This is a genomic window from Marinitoga hydrogenitolerans DSM 16785 (assembly GCF_900129175.1).
GTDB lineage: Bacteria > Thermotogota > Thermotogae > Petrotogales > Petrotogaceae > Marinitoga > Marinitoga hydrogenitolerans.
In genome coordinates, this window is sequence record NZ_FQUI01000008.1 from 18,560 (window position 1) to 33,354 (window position 14,795).

At 26.7% G+C, this 14,795-nt stretch carries 13 protein-coding genes; 1 reads left to right on the top strand and 12 read right to left on the bottom strand.

The window, feature by feature from the left end; genetic code table 11:
• Positions 1-10: 10 nt before the first annotated feature.
• The 11 genes from BUA62_RS03710 to BUA62_RS03760 form a co-directional block, all read right to left on the bottom strand.
• Positions 11-1,231 carry a M20 family metallo-hydrolase gene (locus tag BUA62_RS03710; protein WP_072863580.1) on the bottom strand — a complete coding sequence of 407 codons (1,221 nt, stop codon included), beginning with the start codon at positions 1,229-1,231 and terminating at the stop codon, positions 11-13.
• Positions 1,232-1,374: 143 nt separating this feature from the next.
• A complete protein-coding gene (locus BUA62_RS03715) occupies positions 1,375-2,754 on the bottom strand; it encodes a Do family serine endopeptidase (protein WP_072863582.1) in 1,380 nt (459 codons plus the stop codon).
• Positions 2,755-2,837: 83 nt separating this feature from the next.
• Positions 2,838-4,304, bottom strand: coding sequence for an ATP-binding cassette domain-containing protein (locus BUA62_RS11465; protein WP_072863585.1), 1,467 nt, complete (start codon positions 4,302-4,304; stop codon positions 2,838-2,840).
• 9 nt (positions 4,305-4,313) lie between these two features.
• The gene (uvrC, locus tag BUA62_RS03725) at positions 4,314-6,044 is read right to left on the bottom strand and encodes an excinuclease ABC subunit UvrC (protein ID WP_072863629.1); all 1,731 of its coding nucleotides are present in this window, start codon (positions 6,042-6,044) and stop codon (positions 4,314-4,316) included.
• Positions 6,034-6,837: a GGDEF domain-containing protein gene (locus tag BUA62_RS03730; protein ID WP_072863588.1), complete on the bottom strand. Its 804-nt coding sequence runs from the start codon at positions 6,835-6,837 to the stop codon at positions 6,034-6,036. Before BUA62_RS03730 ends, uvrC begins: the two co-directional genes overlap by 11 nt.
• Entirely contained in the window at positions 6,794-7,309 is a 516-nt protein-coding gene (locus tag BUA62_RS03735) for a DUF501 domain-containing protein (protein WP_084670681.1), read from the bottom strand. Before BUA62_RS03735 ends, BUA62_RS03730 begins: the two co-directional genes overlap by 44 nt.
• Positions 7,276-8,121: a 50S ribosomal protein L11 methyltransferase gene (locus tag BUA62_RS03740; protein WP_072863590.1), complete on the bottom strand. Its 846-nt coding sequence runs from the start codon at positions 8,119-8,121 to the stop codon at positions 7,276-7,278. The genes BUA62_RS03735 and BUA62_RS03740 overlap by 34 nt, the downstream gene beginning before the upstream one ends.
• Positions 8,122-8,253: 132 nt before the next feature.
• A complete protein-coding gene (locus BUA62_RS03745; protein ID WP_072863592.1) occupies positions 8,254-8,955 on the bottom strand; it encodes a permease in 702 nt (233 codons plus the stop codon).
• Positions 8,952-9,428, bottom strand: a complete 477-nt coding sequence (locus BUA62_RS03750) for a permease (RefSeq protein ID WP_072863594.1) — start codon at positions 9,426-9,428, stop codon at positions 8,952-8,954. Before BUA62_RS03750 ends, BUA62_RS03745 begins: the two co-directional genes overlap by 4 nt.
• Before the next feature lie 80 nt (positions 9,429-9,508).
• Complete coding sequence (locus BUA62_RS03755) at positions 9,509-10,138, bottom strand: Crp/Fnr family transcriptional regulator (RefSeq protein WP_072863597.1); 630 nt, start codon at positions 10,136-10,138, stop codon at positions 9,509-9,511.
• 17 nt (positions 10,139-10,155) lie between these two features.
• Positions 10,156-10,725, bottom strand: a complete 570-nt coding sequence (locus BUA62_RS03760) for a hypothetical protein (protein WP_072863600.1) — start codon at positions 10,723-10,725, stop codon at positions 10,156-10,158.
• Positions 10,726-10,859: 134 nt separating this feature from the next.
• Between BUA62_RS03760 and BUA62_RS03765 the strand changes: the two genes are divergently transcribed.
• Positions 10,860-12,245: a pyruvate carboxylase subunit B gene (locus tag BUA62_RS03765; RefSeq protein WP_072863603.1), complete on the top strand. Its 1,386-nt coding sequence runs from the start codon at positions 10,860-10,862 to the stop codon at positions 12,243-12,245.
• A 68-nt stretch (positions 12,246-12,313) separates the two neighbouring features.
• On the opposite strand, the gene BUA62_RS03770 is transcribed toward BUA62_RS03765, so the two are convergent.
• Positions 12,314-14,698 carry a hypothetical protein gene (locus BUA62_RS03770; RefSeq protein ID WP_072863605.1) on the bottom strand — a complete coding sequence of 795 codons (2,385 nt, stop codon included), beginning with the start codon at positions 14,696-14,698 and terminating at the stop codon, positions 12,314-12,316.
• Between the last annotated feature and the right edge of the window lie 97 nt (positions 14,699-14,795).

Consider the following 14,795-nt stretch of genomic DNA (forward strand, 5'->3'; position numbering starts at 1 on the left):
CAAATCACTCCTATAAATTATTCATTAAATGTGCATATACTTTTGTATCTTCAATCAAGTGTTCTATTCTTATATATTCATTTGGTTGATGTGCTGTATGATCCATAGTTCCCCAAACAACTGCCGGTAAACTTTCATGTCTTAAAATTGCCGCACATGTGCCACCACCTATTCCTCCAACAAATGTCTTTACATTCCTTAAACTCTCTACACTTTCTTTCAATTTCAATACCATAGGATGCTCTGCTGGAGTTGGTTTTGGCGCTACCTCCATTTGATGTACTTCAATCGCTATTTTTACATCAAATTTTAATTCGTACTTTTCTTTTATCTTGTTTACATCATTTAATATTTCATTTAAATCATATTGAGGTAAAACCCTACAATCAAAATACATAATGTCCGTTCCAGGTATCGTGTTTATATTATCAACATTATGCTCTTTTTTAGTCGGTTCAAAGGTTGATATCGGTGTTCTACCAAACATTTCATCTATTGCATTATATTTTTCATGTAAAAATTCATCTAATTCTTTAGCAAAATATATTGCTGCTCTATGAGCGTTTTTAGCAACGTTTGGTGTTGATGCATGAGCTTGTTTCCCCTCTGTAACTATTTTTAACCATAAAATTGACTTTTCCGCTATTTCTATAAAAGAACCATCTTTATTACCAGAATCCGGAACATAAAACCAATCATTTTTATCAAAAATTTTTTGTTTTAATAAATATTTGATCCCATAATCACTACCTGTTTCTTCATCAGAAACAAATACCAACCCTATATTGTTTTTGGGTTTTATATTTAAGTCCATTAACGTTTTAACCCCAAACAGCGTTGCTATTAATGAACTTCCATTATCTTCAGCACCTCTTCCGTATATTTTACCATCTTTTACAACAGGATCAAAGGGGTCATGATCCCATAATGACAAGTCTCCTTCTGGTACTTTATCCATATGGGTAATAAACCATATTGTTCTTTCAGGTGATGTTCCTTTATATAATGCTACTACGTTTGGTCTAAAACCATATTCTACAACATCATCTGGTGCGTCATATCTTTTTACTTCATCGAATTTTAATGTTTTCAAATATGATTCTAACCATTCAGCTACTTCTTTTTCTCCAGAACCACCTGCTCTTGGATTTACTGAATTGATAGAAATAAATTTTTTTAATGCATTGACAATCTCATCGCTAATTTTTTCAACATGATTTATAATTTCCATTTTCTCACTCCCTATTTTAATTATTTTTATAAAAATTAATAAACTTTCATTTAAAATTATACCATAAAATTTCTAAAGCTAACTTTTTATTCTTTATATAAAAACCCCCTCTTTTTTTAAAGAGGGGGTTACTCTCTAATTACTTAATTCCCACTATAGGTAAAGTATACTGACATTCTATAACCATTTCTAAAGACTATAAATCCTATATAATCACCTTTTTTTATTTTTGATGATAATTTTTGGAAATCTTTTATAGTTTCTAATTTTGCACCTTTTCCATTTACATACATTTCCATTATTATATCGCCTTTTTTAATATTTACATACTGTGCATCAGATCCATCTTTAACATCTTCTACCATTACACCATACATACCTTTTGGTAATCTTAATTCGTTTAAATCCTCTGGGGTTAAATCTCTAACTTTTAATCCAAGATAATATTCATTTGTTGCTTTTGCAAATTCTTCTCTTTCTGCTAAAACAATTTCATATGTAATTTCTTTTCCCTTTCTATTAACAACTACTTTAATTTTTTCTCCAGCTGGATATGTTTTAACTATGTACACTAGTTCATCTGCACTGTTAATTTCCTTATTATCTATTTTTATAATTACATCACCTGGCTTTATACCTGCTTTCTCTGCAGGAGAACCTTTTTCTATATCACTAACAAAAGCTCCTTTTGTTACTTTTAAGCCAAATGTTTTAGCCAAAGTTTCTGTTACATTTTGTATATATACACCTAAATATGCTTTAGAAACCTTTCCAGTATTTATTAATGATTCTGCAAATCTTTTTGCAAAATTAATAGGTATTGCAAAACCTAAATTCTGACCTTCTGATGGATTGATAATTGCAGTGTTTATACCTATAACCTGTGCATGTATATTTAATAACGGACCTCCACTATTTCCAGGATTAATTGCTGCATCTGTTTGTATTAAATCTGCATAATATCCGTTCCCATCAGGTTTTGGTATTTTTCTATGTACTGCACTTACAACACCTAATGTAACTGTATGTTTAAATCCTAATGGGTTACCAATAGCAATTGCCCATTCACCAATTTGAATATCATCAGAATTTCCTAATTCTATTACAGGCAATTCATCCTTTGTTTTAACCTGCAAAACTGCTATATCTAAATCTTTATCCCCACCAACATACTTTGCTTTATATTTCTTACCTTTTAATGTCGTTATTGTTATTTCATCAGCATTTTCCACAACATGATAATTAGTTAATATATATCCTCTTTTATCAAAGATAAATCCTGTCCCTAAAGCTTTAAATTCCCTATCTTGAGTCCATGGAGATTCGCCGAAAAATCTTTTATAAAAGTCTTCAAAAAACGGATCTATAGAAGCTTGCCTATGACCAACCGCTTCAATATTAACAACTGCTGGTGCTGCCTCATTTACTACATTAACAACTGGTGAAACATAATCTGGATTTACAAAAGCAAACGTTGAAACTACTGCTAATAACAATGTCATTGCAATAACTATTTTCTTCACCTATACCACCTCCGTTTTCATAACCTTTTATCAATATATATTTTTGCGCTGCTTCCTTAAAATTTCCTTAGAATTTGATAAACTTATCCTAACAAAATCTTGTTAATTTTATAAAGAATTTCGTGGTTGTCTTCTAAATTTCTTTCAAATACTCTTTTAAAATTCATTATTTTCTTTATTTTTAAAGGTTTTCCTTCTAAAATAAACACATTTTCTCCAAAATTTGCTACTTCAAAAGGATCATGTGTTACCATTATAACTGTGAATTTTTCTTCTTTTTGTATATTTATTAATTCTTTTATTATTTTGTATTTATTTGAAACATCTATTGAAGAAAAAGCCTCATCCATTAAAATAATATCTGGATTATACGCAATTGCCCTCAAAAGATTTATTCTTTTTTTCATTCCACCAGACAATTCATCGGGATATTTTGATAAGATCTCTTTTTCTAAATTAAATGATTTAAGATACTTTTCTATAATTTCCAAATTTATCTCGTCATTAACAAATACAATATTTTCATATACATTAAGCCATGGAATTAATCTATCGTCTTGAAAAACATACCCTATTTTGCCTTCAACAATTATTTCTCCACTTTCTTTTTTTAATATTCCTGATAATATATTCAATATTGTTGTTTTCCCTATTCCAGATTCACCAAGTAATACATTTATTTTTGACTTTTTAAAAATAATATCAAAGCCTGATAATATGACATCATTTCCAAACTTTTTGTTCAATCCTTTAATGATAATATCATGTAAATTTTTATTGTTATTTTTATTAATGTGAACAACTTTAATATTTTTTATTTCTTTTTTCTTTTTTTTATTTTTAGAAAGTTTTTTCAAAAATTTTTCTGATAACATTCCGAAAATAGCTAATAATATTGTATATGCAAAAACTCTATCTGTATTCAATGCTATTTTAGAAAAGGAAAGACTCACACCAAGACCTTTGTCACCTGCTAAAAATTCTCCGACTACAATAGACTTCCATAAACTACCAGATATCATATTTAATGTGGATTTCAAGAAAGGGATTATTGATGGAAAGTATATTTTTAAAAAAATATCTTTTTTTCTAATGTTATAAACTTTAGCCATTTCTAATAATTTTTTATCTGTAGATTTTATTCCCTCAGATATATTTAAAACTATTACTGGAAAAATAACCATAAAAGCGACAAAAATTGGCGTGTAAAATCCTATACCAAACCATAACATTGATATAGCAATATAAGATACTACTGGAGAACTTTGAATAATCATTAAAAACGGCCTAAAGATTTCAAAAAAACGTTGGCTTAAACCTGAAATAAACCCTATAGGTATTCCTATTAATAGAGAGATAAAAAAGCCTATAATTATTTTTGATACTGTATTTAATAAGTCGGTATAAAATGAGTAGTCTAAAAAAAGCTTTCCCATTTCTTTAAAAACATTTTGAGGAAATGGGATTAAAAGTTGATTATTCGTAAAAAATGCTATAATCCACCATGTAAATATAATTAATAAAAGACCAAGAATCGTATTTTTCTTCATTAAACCACCTTAATCAAAAAATTCCTTTATTTTTTTTGATATTTTTTCATTTTTTATTACTTTATTGATTTCTTCCCATGTTGCATCTTTAATGTTTTTCAAAGAACCAAAATGTTCTATAAGTATTTTTTTTCTTTTTGCTCCCACCCCAGGAATATCATCAAGTTTAGATTTTTCAAATCTTTTTGCTCTTAATTTTCTATTAAAAGTTATGGCAAATCTATGTGTTTCATCTCTTATAAAAATTAACATTCTTAATACTGGATGATCAAGTGGAAGATGCAAATCATCAATTTCACCTGGAAAAACTATTCTTTCATCCTCTTTAGCTATACCTACAATATCTATATCATTTAATGTATATCCAATTTCTCCAAGTGCGTTTACTGCAGAATTTACTTGCCCTTTTCCTCCATCAATAAATAATAAGTCTGGTAAAGGATGTTTTGTATATCTTTTTTTAATAACAGCTTTTATCGATTCAAAATCATTAGGTTCTTTGAATTCATCTAATCTATATTTTCTATAATTTTCTTTTTTAGGTTTCCCATTTTCAAATGTTATTAAAGAGGCTACTGTATACATACCTTGCAAGTGAGAGATGTCTATACCTTCAATTATCCGAGGAATCTTTTTCAGCGATAATATTTCTTTTGCTTGTTTTAACGTGTTTCCTAAATCCGTTTGTTTTTTTACTTCTTCTTTTAAATTTCTATATGCTATTGTATATAATTCTTCATTTTCAGTTTTCAATTTTTTTAAATCTTTTAATCCTTTTTGTTTTAGATGATATATAATTTCATTTTCTATTTCATTATTTAAATCGCTTACCCATATTTCTTCAGGGACTATATTGTTTCGAATTAAATAATATTGATGTATAAATTCATTTATATCTCCATCTATAGTGAATGTTAGTTTTGAAATCATATATCCTTGTCTTATAATGAGCAAAACAACTATTGGATATTCTTCATCCTTTGCAATAATATCTATATTTTTATTTTGAACCATCTCAACACCAATAGGTATAAATAATCTATCTAATTTAAATAACAAATCTCTTAATTGAGCTGCTTTTTCAAAGTTTAATATTTTCGCATATTGATGCATGTTTTCCTCGATATATTTTCTAATTGACTTAATATTCCCCTTTAAAAATCGTTTTACCTTGTTTACAGATTTCCTATATTCCTTTTTATCAACATCTACATAACATGGAGCGTAACATTTTCCAAGATGGTATAAAAAACATGGTTTTGATTTTCTATCTAAATTTCTTTCACATGTTCTGACTTTGTATACCCATTGTATTATTTCAATAATACCTCTTACCATCCCAACATTTGAATACGGTCCGTAAAAATCTGCTTTTTCGCCTTTTTTTGTTCTAACTAATTTTATTTGTGGATATTCTTCTTTTGTAATAGCAATATAAGGATACACTCTTGTATCCTTTAATAATATATTATATTTAGGCTTATGGTTAAATATCAAATTAGATTCTAAAATAAGTGATTCATCTTCATTTCTTACTACTATATAATCTAAAAACTCTGATTCTTCTACAATTTTTTTTACTTTTTCATTTTTTTCTTGATTAGATTTGCTAAAATATGAAGATACTCTATTTTTTAACTTTTTCGCCTTGCCAATATATATTGGCTTTGAATTTTTATCTTTAAATATATATACTCCGGGTTCATTAGGAATGTCTTTTAATACCTTTTTATCTAGCATTCTTTCTCCTTTTTTTATTTTCATACATATTTTTATCAGCTTTTTCAAACATTTCATCTAATGAAATGTTATCATCTTTATATTTTATGCTTTTCCCTGCTGAAATAGATACATTATATATATATAAGTCTTTCCTAATTTTTTCATCTATTCTCTTTATTATTCCATCCAATACTTTTTCATCTTTAGCATTTACAAGGACAACAAATTCATCTCCACCATATCTTATAGCCAAATCTGATTTCCTAATGGAATTATTGATAATTTCACCTGTTTTCCTCAACACGTAATCTCCAGATTTATGACCAAAATTATCGTTAACAGGTTTAAAGTTATCAAGATCTAAAACTATTAATCCAAATTCTTTACCAACATATTCCTTTAATTTTATAACCTTTGGAATAATTTCAACAAAATATCTTCGATTCAATAACCCCGTTAACGAATCTGTAAACAAATATTTCCGGGCTCTGAGCATGTCTCTAAAGGATAAAATCAAGGTTATGCCAAATATTATATTATCGATATAATATAAATTAAGATTAAAAAGTTGGATTATACTAAAAGAATAAATTGATATATCTGTTATTGGAGCTGTTATATATAAACCAAATCTAATCGTTAAAATAGCCAAAAATTTCATCCCGCTATTTATAGCGGAAGCATAATCACCTAAAAGTATATTTTTTATTATAGACAATATTCCAAAAAAGATTAAAATAAATATAACAATATGCGTTCTTATATCCCTATAATAAACAACAGATGCAGTTCTCACATTCTTTCTTTTCAAGGATATTCCACACCCTTTCACCTATAGGGTTTTTTGTCCCCCCTAAATATGATGCTAATTGTAAGTGAAAGCATTTAATACTTTCAAAATTACTTATTCCCCCAATACCTATATTTTCCAATCGTTTTTTTACCCATAATGGCTCATTATTTAACAATTTATTTCTTTTTTTCCTTTCTTCCAAATGTGCATTTTTATATTCTTTTTTTAAATTTTCATTATTTTTTAATTCATTTTCCCATTCTTTTATTTTGCCCCGAGATTCCAATTTCCCTACCTCTTTTATAAGATGAGGGCATGTCAACCAATAAAGAGTCGGAAACGGTTTGTCCCGTTTTATTGGATAACTTTCAATTACTTGAGGAATGCCAAAAGAACATCTTTTAGGTATTGAGATTATTTTATTTGGCTTTCTATTAATTTGTTTTTCAACTATTTCTATATCCTTTTTTGTAGGAGTAGAGATATCCACCCAGAATCTTCCTCTCTAGAAATTATATTATATTCTTTTTCAAATATTTTATTAGCTATTTCTGTTTCTCTTTCTTTATTTATTCCTGATAAGATTAAATAACCATTTTCATTTAATATTTTATCCAATTTTTCATCATCTAATAATCTCAATAATATAGGAACTACTATATTTGCTATTATTATATCGTATCTTTCATTTTCATTTACATTTTGTAGCAAGTCCGATTGTTTCACCTCTATATTTAAATTGTTTAATCTAAAGGTTTCATTAGCTTTTTCTACAGCTAATATATCGTAATCAAGAGATAAAATTTTATCAGCTCCATATAATTTTGAAATTATTGATAATATTCCAGTTCCAGTCCCGACATCCAAAACATCTGCCCCTTCGTTTATTACTTTAACTAAATTTTCGGCTGCTAATTTGGTTGTAGGATGTAATCCTGTTCCAAATGCTGTTCCTGGTATTATCTTTATAACTTTCACATTTTCTGGAATTTCATATCTTTTTTCTGGATCTGGCAATATCCATATGTCTTCAATAAATTCAAAGGGTTTTAGCGATTCTCTCCATGGCTTTAACCACTCATCTTCTGTAATATTTTGTTTTGATAATAATTCTAATTTACCTTCTAAATATTCAATAATTTGATTTTCTGGATTTTTTAAGTTTATATATACTTTAACAACCGATTGTCCCTTTGTTGGCTTATCAAAATAATAGGTCTTAAATTCATTTATTGAAAAAAACGTTTCTATTTCATCTTCTAATCTATTTGGTAAAACAAAAATATATTCTATAAATTCCATATTATCACCTCAATAATAAGTATATCATTATCTTTTAAAGTTTTCTAAAACGTTGTATGAAAAAAGCAAAACATTAAAGATTTTTCACTGTGTATAAAAAACAACTCCTCCCAAAAAACGGGAGGAGTTGTTTTATGCTATCTTTTTTGTTTTTTGTCTGATAACACAGTCATCTATTGTTACTTCCCCTTTTATAACGCCTTCAGCAAACAATTTACAATTAGCATATCCACATGCTCCACAATTCATATTTGGCAAATCATTCAATACTTCTTTTGAATTTTTATATATAATCTTATTATCTTTATTTTCAATCTCATTCAAAATATCTTCTCTGCTAACTAATTTTTCCATAATATATCCCATTATAAGTATTGCTGGTATTGTTAATGCATATCTAGTCAATGCAAAGGATAATCCAAGAAAGCTTGATTCTACCATAAACATTACAACTTTAACTACTGCCCAAGAACTGATTATAATCACAAGATTTGCTATACTTGCTCCTTTTAAAAATAATGCCTGAGCAACTGGAAAAGCTGCATAAATTGGTCCTGCTGATATTGCTCCTGTAAATATCGATAAAAATTTACCTTTTATACCTGAGTCCTTACCAAAATGTTTCATAATAACTTCTGAAGGTACCCAAACTGTTATTAACGAGGATATAATAAGGATAGGCGGCATAACTTCAATCATTTCTATAAGAAACCCTTTTGTCATTTCTAAACCTCTAAAAAATATTTCTGGTTTTACAAAAAATGCTATAGAATAAAGAATTATACTGATAAATATCAATTTATTGTTTTTTATTAAATCTTTTATTTTTGTCATAATATCACCGCCATTCCGGAAGCAATTAATATTGCTGCTACAAAACTTATCCACAATCTATGTAATGTAAATTTTTTACCAAAATATTTTATTTCTATTGGCATTGTTGCAAAACCCACCATTGTTAATGTTGTAATAAATGCCGCTATTGCTGTTAAATTAGCACCACTTTGATAAAGAGACTTTGATAATGGAAATGCTATAAACGCTGGAATTATGGTAAGAGCTCCTATAATAGCGCCATAAATAGTACTCAAAAATTCATTTGAATTACCTAATAATTGTTTAATTAATTCAGGGGGTAATATCGCTAAAACCAATCCAACTAAAGCCATGACTCCTATAATTTCTATAAATGTTTTTACAAGTAAATTCTTTGATAAAATAAGGCTTTCTTTTGTTTTTTCCTTACTTTTGAAAATTGACCATACTAAAAATACCACTGCTATAACAATTAAAACTACCGTATTCATAAATCAACCTCCTATGATTATTTTTCTTTATCTTATTATATTGTATATAAAAAAATAAAACCGTGATTTCATTCACGGTTTTATTCGAGAAGTTTTTCTTTCAATATTTTAACATGATGTTTATCAATTATTTTTAATATACCCTCTTTTTCTAATTCCTTTATTTTCTTTGACACAACTTCTCTTACACTACCAATATCATTAGCTATTTTTTGTTTTGATTTAAAATAAACTATTTTCGATTTTTGTTGCTTGGATAATAAAATAAAATATTTGATAATTCTTTCTTTTATTGATTTAATTATGAGAATATCTATAACATTTGAAAGATTTATCATTTTCTTAGATATTTCATTTAAATACATAACAAGAAAATCTTCATTTTTTTTAAATAAATACAAAATTCCTTCTTTTGAAATTTCCAATACTTTTGATTTTTTTTCTGCTATTATAAACGATGGATAACACTCATCAGCAAATATCAAACCTTCACCAAAACTTTCATTTTCATTTACATACTTTAACACCTGTTCATTTCCCTCAGATGTAAATTTCACAACTTTTAATTTTCCTTCAATTACTATACTCATCTGTTCTAATTTTTCATGTGGGGAATGCAAAATTTCATTTTTTTTAGCAATAGAAATTTTACTATAATTTTTCAACTGTTTCTTTAGAGACATTATTTCTTTTATTATTAAACTATTCATTATTTCACTTCCAAAAATTAACCTTTAGTATCTAATACCTTTCCCCAGGTAATACCTCCAGTATATACTAACCTTCCGTCAGAATCGTATGATGTAAAATATCTAACATATACTTGAGCCATCTTCCCTTTAAACATAGCTTCTTTTATAATTTCTCTTGCATGTTCACCTTCATGTGCATTTATAAAAAGAAATGATGCACTTTCCGGAACTGCAGTAGGATACTGAAATGAAACAGCTTCATCTGGAGAATTGTCCTGCAAATATATTTTATCGTTTTTTGATGAAAAATCTTCTGTTTTTGGATTCTTCATTTTAGAAGTGTTTTTTTTATATTCTTGCCTTGATATAATACTTATTGTACTTTTTTTATTTATATCTGTTGTTGAAATTTTTCTTTCAGCATTTTTCAATTCTCTTTCTGCTTCTTCAATATTTCCCGTTTTTATTAAATTATTAATACTACCTATTTTCAATAGCAAAGTATTATCCTTGCTATTAATAGCTTTCAATAATATTCTTCTTAATTTAGATTCTAAATAAACAGTTTTTGAATCATTTGAAGGTACATAATTTCCTATTCTCACTATTTTCACCTTCTAATTTCATTTTACTATTTTATTTTTCTATTTTCAAGTTTAATTTCCTAATTAATATTTAAAATATATCCTTAATCATTTTTTAAAAAAATAATGTTTTAATTATTTGTGGAGGTGGAATAATGACAAAATTTGTAGATACCACTTTAAGAGATGGGCAACAATCAATAATTGCCACTAGAATGAAGACGAGCGAATTTGAACCTATGTTAAATAAATTTGATGAAATAGGATTTCATTCAATGGAAGTATGGGGCGGAGCTACTTATGATTCATGCATAAGATATTTAGATGAAGATCCTTGGGAAAGATTGAAAATCATTAGAAAAAAGTTAAAAAACACACAAATACAAATGTTGCTAAGAGGGCAAAATATTGTTGGATATAGAAATTATGCTGATGATGTCGTTGAATTATTTATAAATAAAGTTGCAGATTATGGAATGGATATTATCAGAGTTTTTGACGCTTTAAATGATATTAGAAATTTAGAAAAAAGCATTGAAGTTTCTAAAAGAAGAAATATTCACGTTCAAGGCGCTATTTCATACACAATAAGCCCTGTTCATAACCTTGAATTTTATTTAGATTTTGCTAAAAGTTTAATAGAAAAAGGTGTAGATTCTATTGTTATAAAAGATATGGCTGGATTATTAACTCCAAAAATGGCTTACCAATTAGTTTCAGAATTAAAGAAAAAGTTTAATATTCCTATAGAATTACATTCCCACAATACCGCAGGAATGGCATCAATAGCTTATCAGGCTGCAATAGACGCCGGAGTAGATTATATAGATACAGCATTAAGCCCTTTTGCAAATGCAAGTTCTCAACCAGCAGTTGAACCTTTTAATTTTGCACTGGGAGAACCGTTAAACTCTGATTCTTTATACGATTTGGCTAATTATTTCTGGAAAATTAGAGATAATCATAAGGAAAATGATATGAGAATGGTTTCTATTGATTCAAGGATACTAAAGGCTCAGATACCTGGAGGAATGTTTTCAAATTTGGTTTCACAATTAAAATCTCAAAAAATGATTCATTTGCTGGATGATGTCTTAAAGGAAGTTCCAAGAGTGCGAAAAGATTTAGGATATCCACCTTTGGTTACACCTACTAGCCAAATTGTCGGGGTTCAAGCTGTTTTAAATGTAATGTATAAAGAACGCTATAAAGCTATTACAAATGAAGTTAAAAATTATTTAAAGGGTATGTATGGCCATCCTCCTGCTCCAGTTGATGAAGACTTATTAAAAAAAGCATTAGGAAATGAAAAACCAATTACATGCAGACCCGCTGATTTGTTAGAACCTGAAGTTAATAAAGCAAGAGAAGAAATATGTGCATTAGCTGAAAATGATGAAGACTTGTTAACTTATATATTATTTGGTGAAGTTGGAAAGAACTATTTAAAGAAAAAATACGAGAAAGAAATTCAAGTTGATTTTGAATTGGTTGAAGAAAATGAAGCATTTTCCGATGATGAAAGCGTTTATCCAGTATAAAAATAGCTTATATAAATAATATTTTTACTAATTTAAAATAAGCTCAAGCAAAAGCTTGAGCTTATTTTTCAATATATAGGTATTGGTAATGGAATTTTAAGCCAATAAAAGGTTGTAAGTTCAATTTTTAGTGATAATGAAAATTTATAGCTTTTTGTTTTTAAATTATAGTTATAATCAATATTTCCACTAATACCATCAAAACCATATTTTCCATCTAAAACATAAAAATATGGATACCATATTTTTTTAGATATCTTTACTCCTGGAATTAAATTTCCTGAAGTATCATAATATAAATACGGTTCTGTTTTTAAAGATAACAGATCAAATGTTGTTGATTGTTGAATGAAATAATTATCATTTTTATAACCCATTAGTGTACTTGATTCATAATAATTTTGAGTATTTATTTTATACGGATTTTTCACTAAAATCATTGCTATACTTTTGTTTATTATATCTAAATTTTCTATTTCCAAATTAGTATTAATGAGTAAATAGTTTTTTCTTTTCATAAAAAACTCAAACCTTTTAGAGACATTTATATTAGTATATAACTTACTATTTGTATAGTCAAGCCTTACAAAATTTTCTGTATATTTATTGAGATAAAAACCAATTATTGGAGTTATTGTATTAAAATCTGTTAATATTGCACCACCTATTCCATAATTCAATCCTTCACTTAAGGATATATATCCTATACCATATTTTTCATTTTCAATATAAGGAAATATAAAGCTATATTTCAATGGTTCATTATAAATTTCTAAATGTTCAGGTATCATAATTTCATTTTTAATATTTATTGTTTTATTTACTGTTTTTATATTCTTTATTTTTGTTTTCTCCACATTCTTTTTAGATAAATGATACCCTTCTGAATCATAAAATAAAAAATACAAATCATTATTTAATACTACAGGATAAAATGCTCCATATATATGATTTGTTAATTTGTTTACTTCGTTATTTTCTAAATTCATTGAATAAATATTAAATATATTATCTTCATAATTAGCAGAATAATATAACAAATCATCTTTTACGAATATATTCATTTCTATATATTTATCTTCTGTCAATTGTTTTATTTTTTTTGTTTTTAAGTCTATATAAAATATATCGTTTTGATTATTCATTATTCCAGAAAAGAATATTTTTCCTTTTGAATAATAAAAATCATTTATTGTATATTTACCATAATCTAATATTTTTTCCTTTTTTCCTGTAATAATGTTTTTCATAAATATTGCTGTTAATCCTTTATTTATTTTCGTATATACAATATTATCCTTATCGGCAAAACTAAAGGTTATAACTCTTTTATCAATTAATGTGTCCGAAATAGGGCAATGGCATTTTAAGTATAATGAATTTATATTTTTTTCATTTTGATTTGAAACTAAATATATTATTTTTCCGTCTTGTGATATATCAAAACTTCTTATATCAGGAATTATTAATTTATTATTTCTATATATACCACTTCTGTTATTTGGTGATTGTTTATAATAATAAATGTTTTTTCCATCTGTTTTTATATTTGAAGTAAAATGATATGAATCATCTAATCTATCATAACTATCTATATACTCTTTATTTAATAAATCTATATATTGATTTTTATATTTTACTCTTATATACAACAAAAAGTCTTCCCATTTTTCTCCTGTAATCTTTTCAAATGCTGTACTAATAGTAATAAAAAATAAATGTGAATTTATTTCTATAATAATTTTTTTCAATGTTTCCTCACCATATTTTTCTGCTATTTCTTTTGTGAAAATAGCTCCATACATATAGTTAAACCCTGCGGGAGACCAAACTTCACTTTGAGGAGAACTTCCTAATTTGTACCTTGGATAATCTTTTCCTAATATTTCAGCACGTAAATACATATTAAATAAGTCACTTTGAAATCGTCCTTTAAAATATTTGCTTTCCATATAAATAGACAAACCTTCGTGTAAATAACTAGGTTGCCAATTTAACATTGCAGCTTTTTTTATTTCTTTATTTGGTATCCATGAAACATATTTACTAAGCATATTTCCATAAAATATATGATTTAATTCATGAGAAAATACAAATTCTATCCAATTTTCAACATTCATTGTCAATCCGTATTTTGCAAATGGTGCATTAATATATAATCTTATTATATTTAATGGAGGTACTGCAAATGCATTTACAAAGTCAACATCATCAAAAATAAATACCGTTATGCTCCCTGGATCTGTTTCATAAAAATCCCTATAATCTTCATATAATTTTTCTGATATACCTTTCAATTTTTTATAATCTGCATAAAGATCTTTTTCAAAAATAAATTTAAAATGTTTTGTATTTTCAACATATGCTTTTTCTGATATATTATATATAGCTTGTTCAGAAAAAAGTATTATATATATTAAAGATAGAAATACTACAAAAATCGGTCTCTTCAATATTACCACCACCTAAAATAATTTATAGTTTATTATATCAAATTTTCATAAAATTACTATTAAAACATCAAAAGAGTTTATGATATAATATTATTGA

Coding starts and splice junctions, on each gene's coding strand:
- BUA62_RS11465 (WP_072863585.1), bottom strand. CDS start 4,304: ATGAAGAAAAATACGATTCTTGGTCTTTTATTAATTATATTTACATGG.
- BUA62_RS03765 (WP_072863603.1), top strand. CDS start 10,860: ATGACAAAATTTGTAGATACCACTTTAAGAGATGGGCAACAATCAATA.
- BUA62_RS03750 (WP_072863594.1), bottom strand. CDS start 9,428: ATGAATACGGTAGTTTTAATTGTTATAGCAGTGGTATTTTTAGTATGG.
- BUA62_RS03740 (WP_072863590.1), bottom strand. CDS start 8,121: ATGGAATTTATAGAATATATTTTTGTTTTACCAAATAGATTAGAAGAT.
- uvrC (WP_072863629.1), bottom strand. CDS start 6,044: ATGCTAGATAAAAAGGTATTAAAAGACATTCCTAATGAACCCGGAGTA.
- BUA62_RS03755 (WP_072863597.1), bottom strand. CDS start 10,138: ATGAATAGTTTAATAATAAAAGAAATAATGTCTCTAAAGAAACAGTTG.
- BUA62_RS03745 (WP_072863592.1), bottom strand. CDS start 8,955: ATGACAAAAATAAAAGATTTAATAAAAAACAATAAATTGATATTTATC.
- BUA62_RS03710 (WP_072863580.1), bottom strand. CDS start 1,231: ATGGAAATTATAAATCATGTTGAAAAAATTAGCGATGAGATTGTCAAT.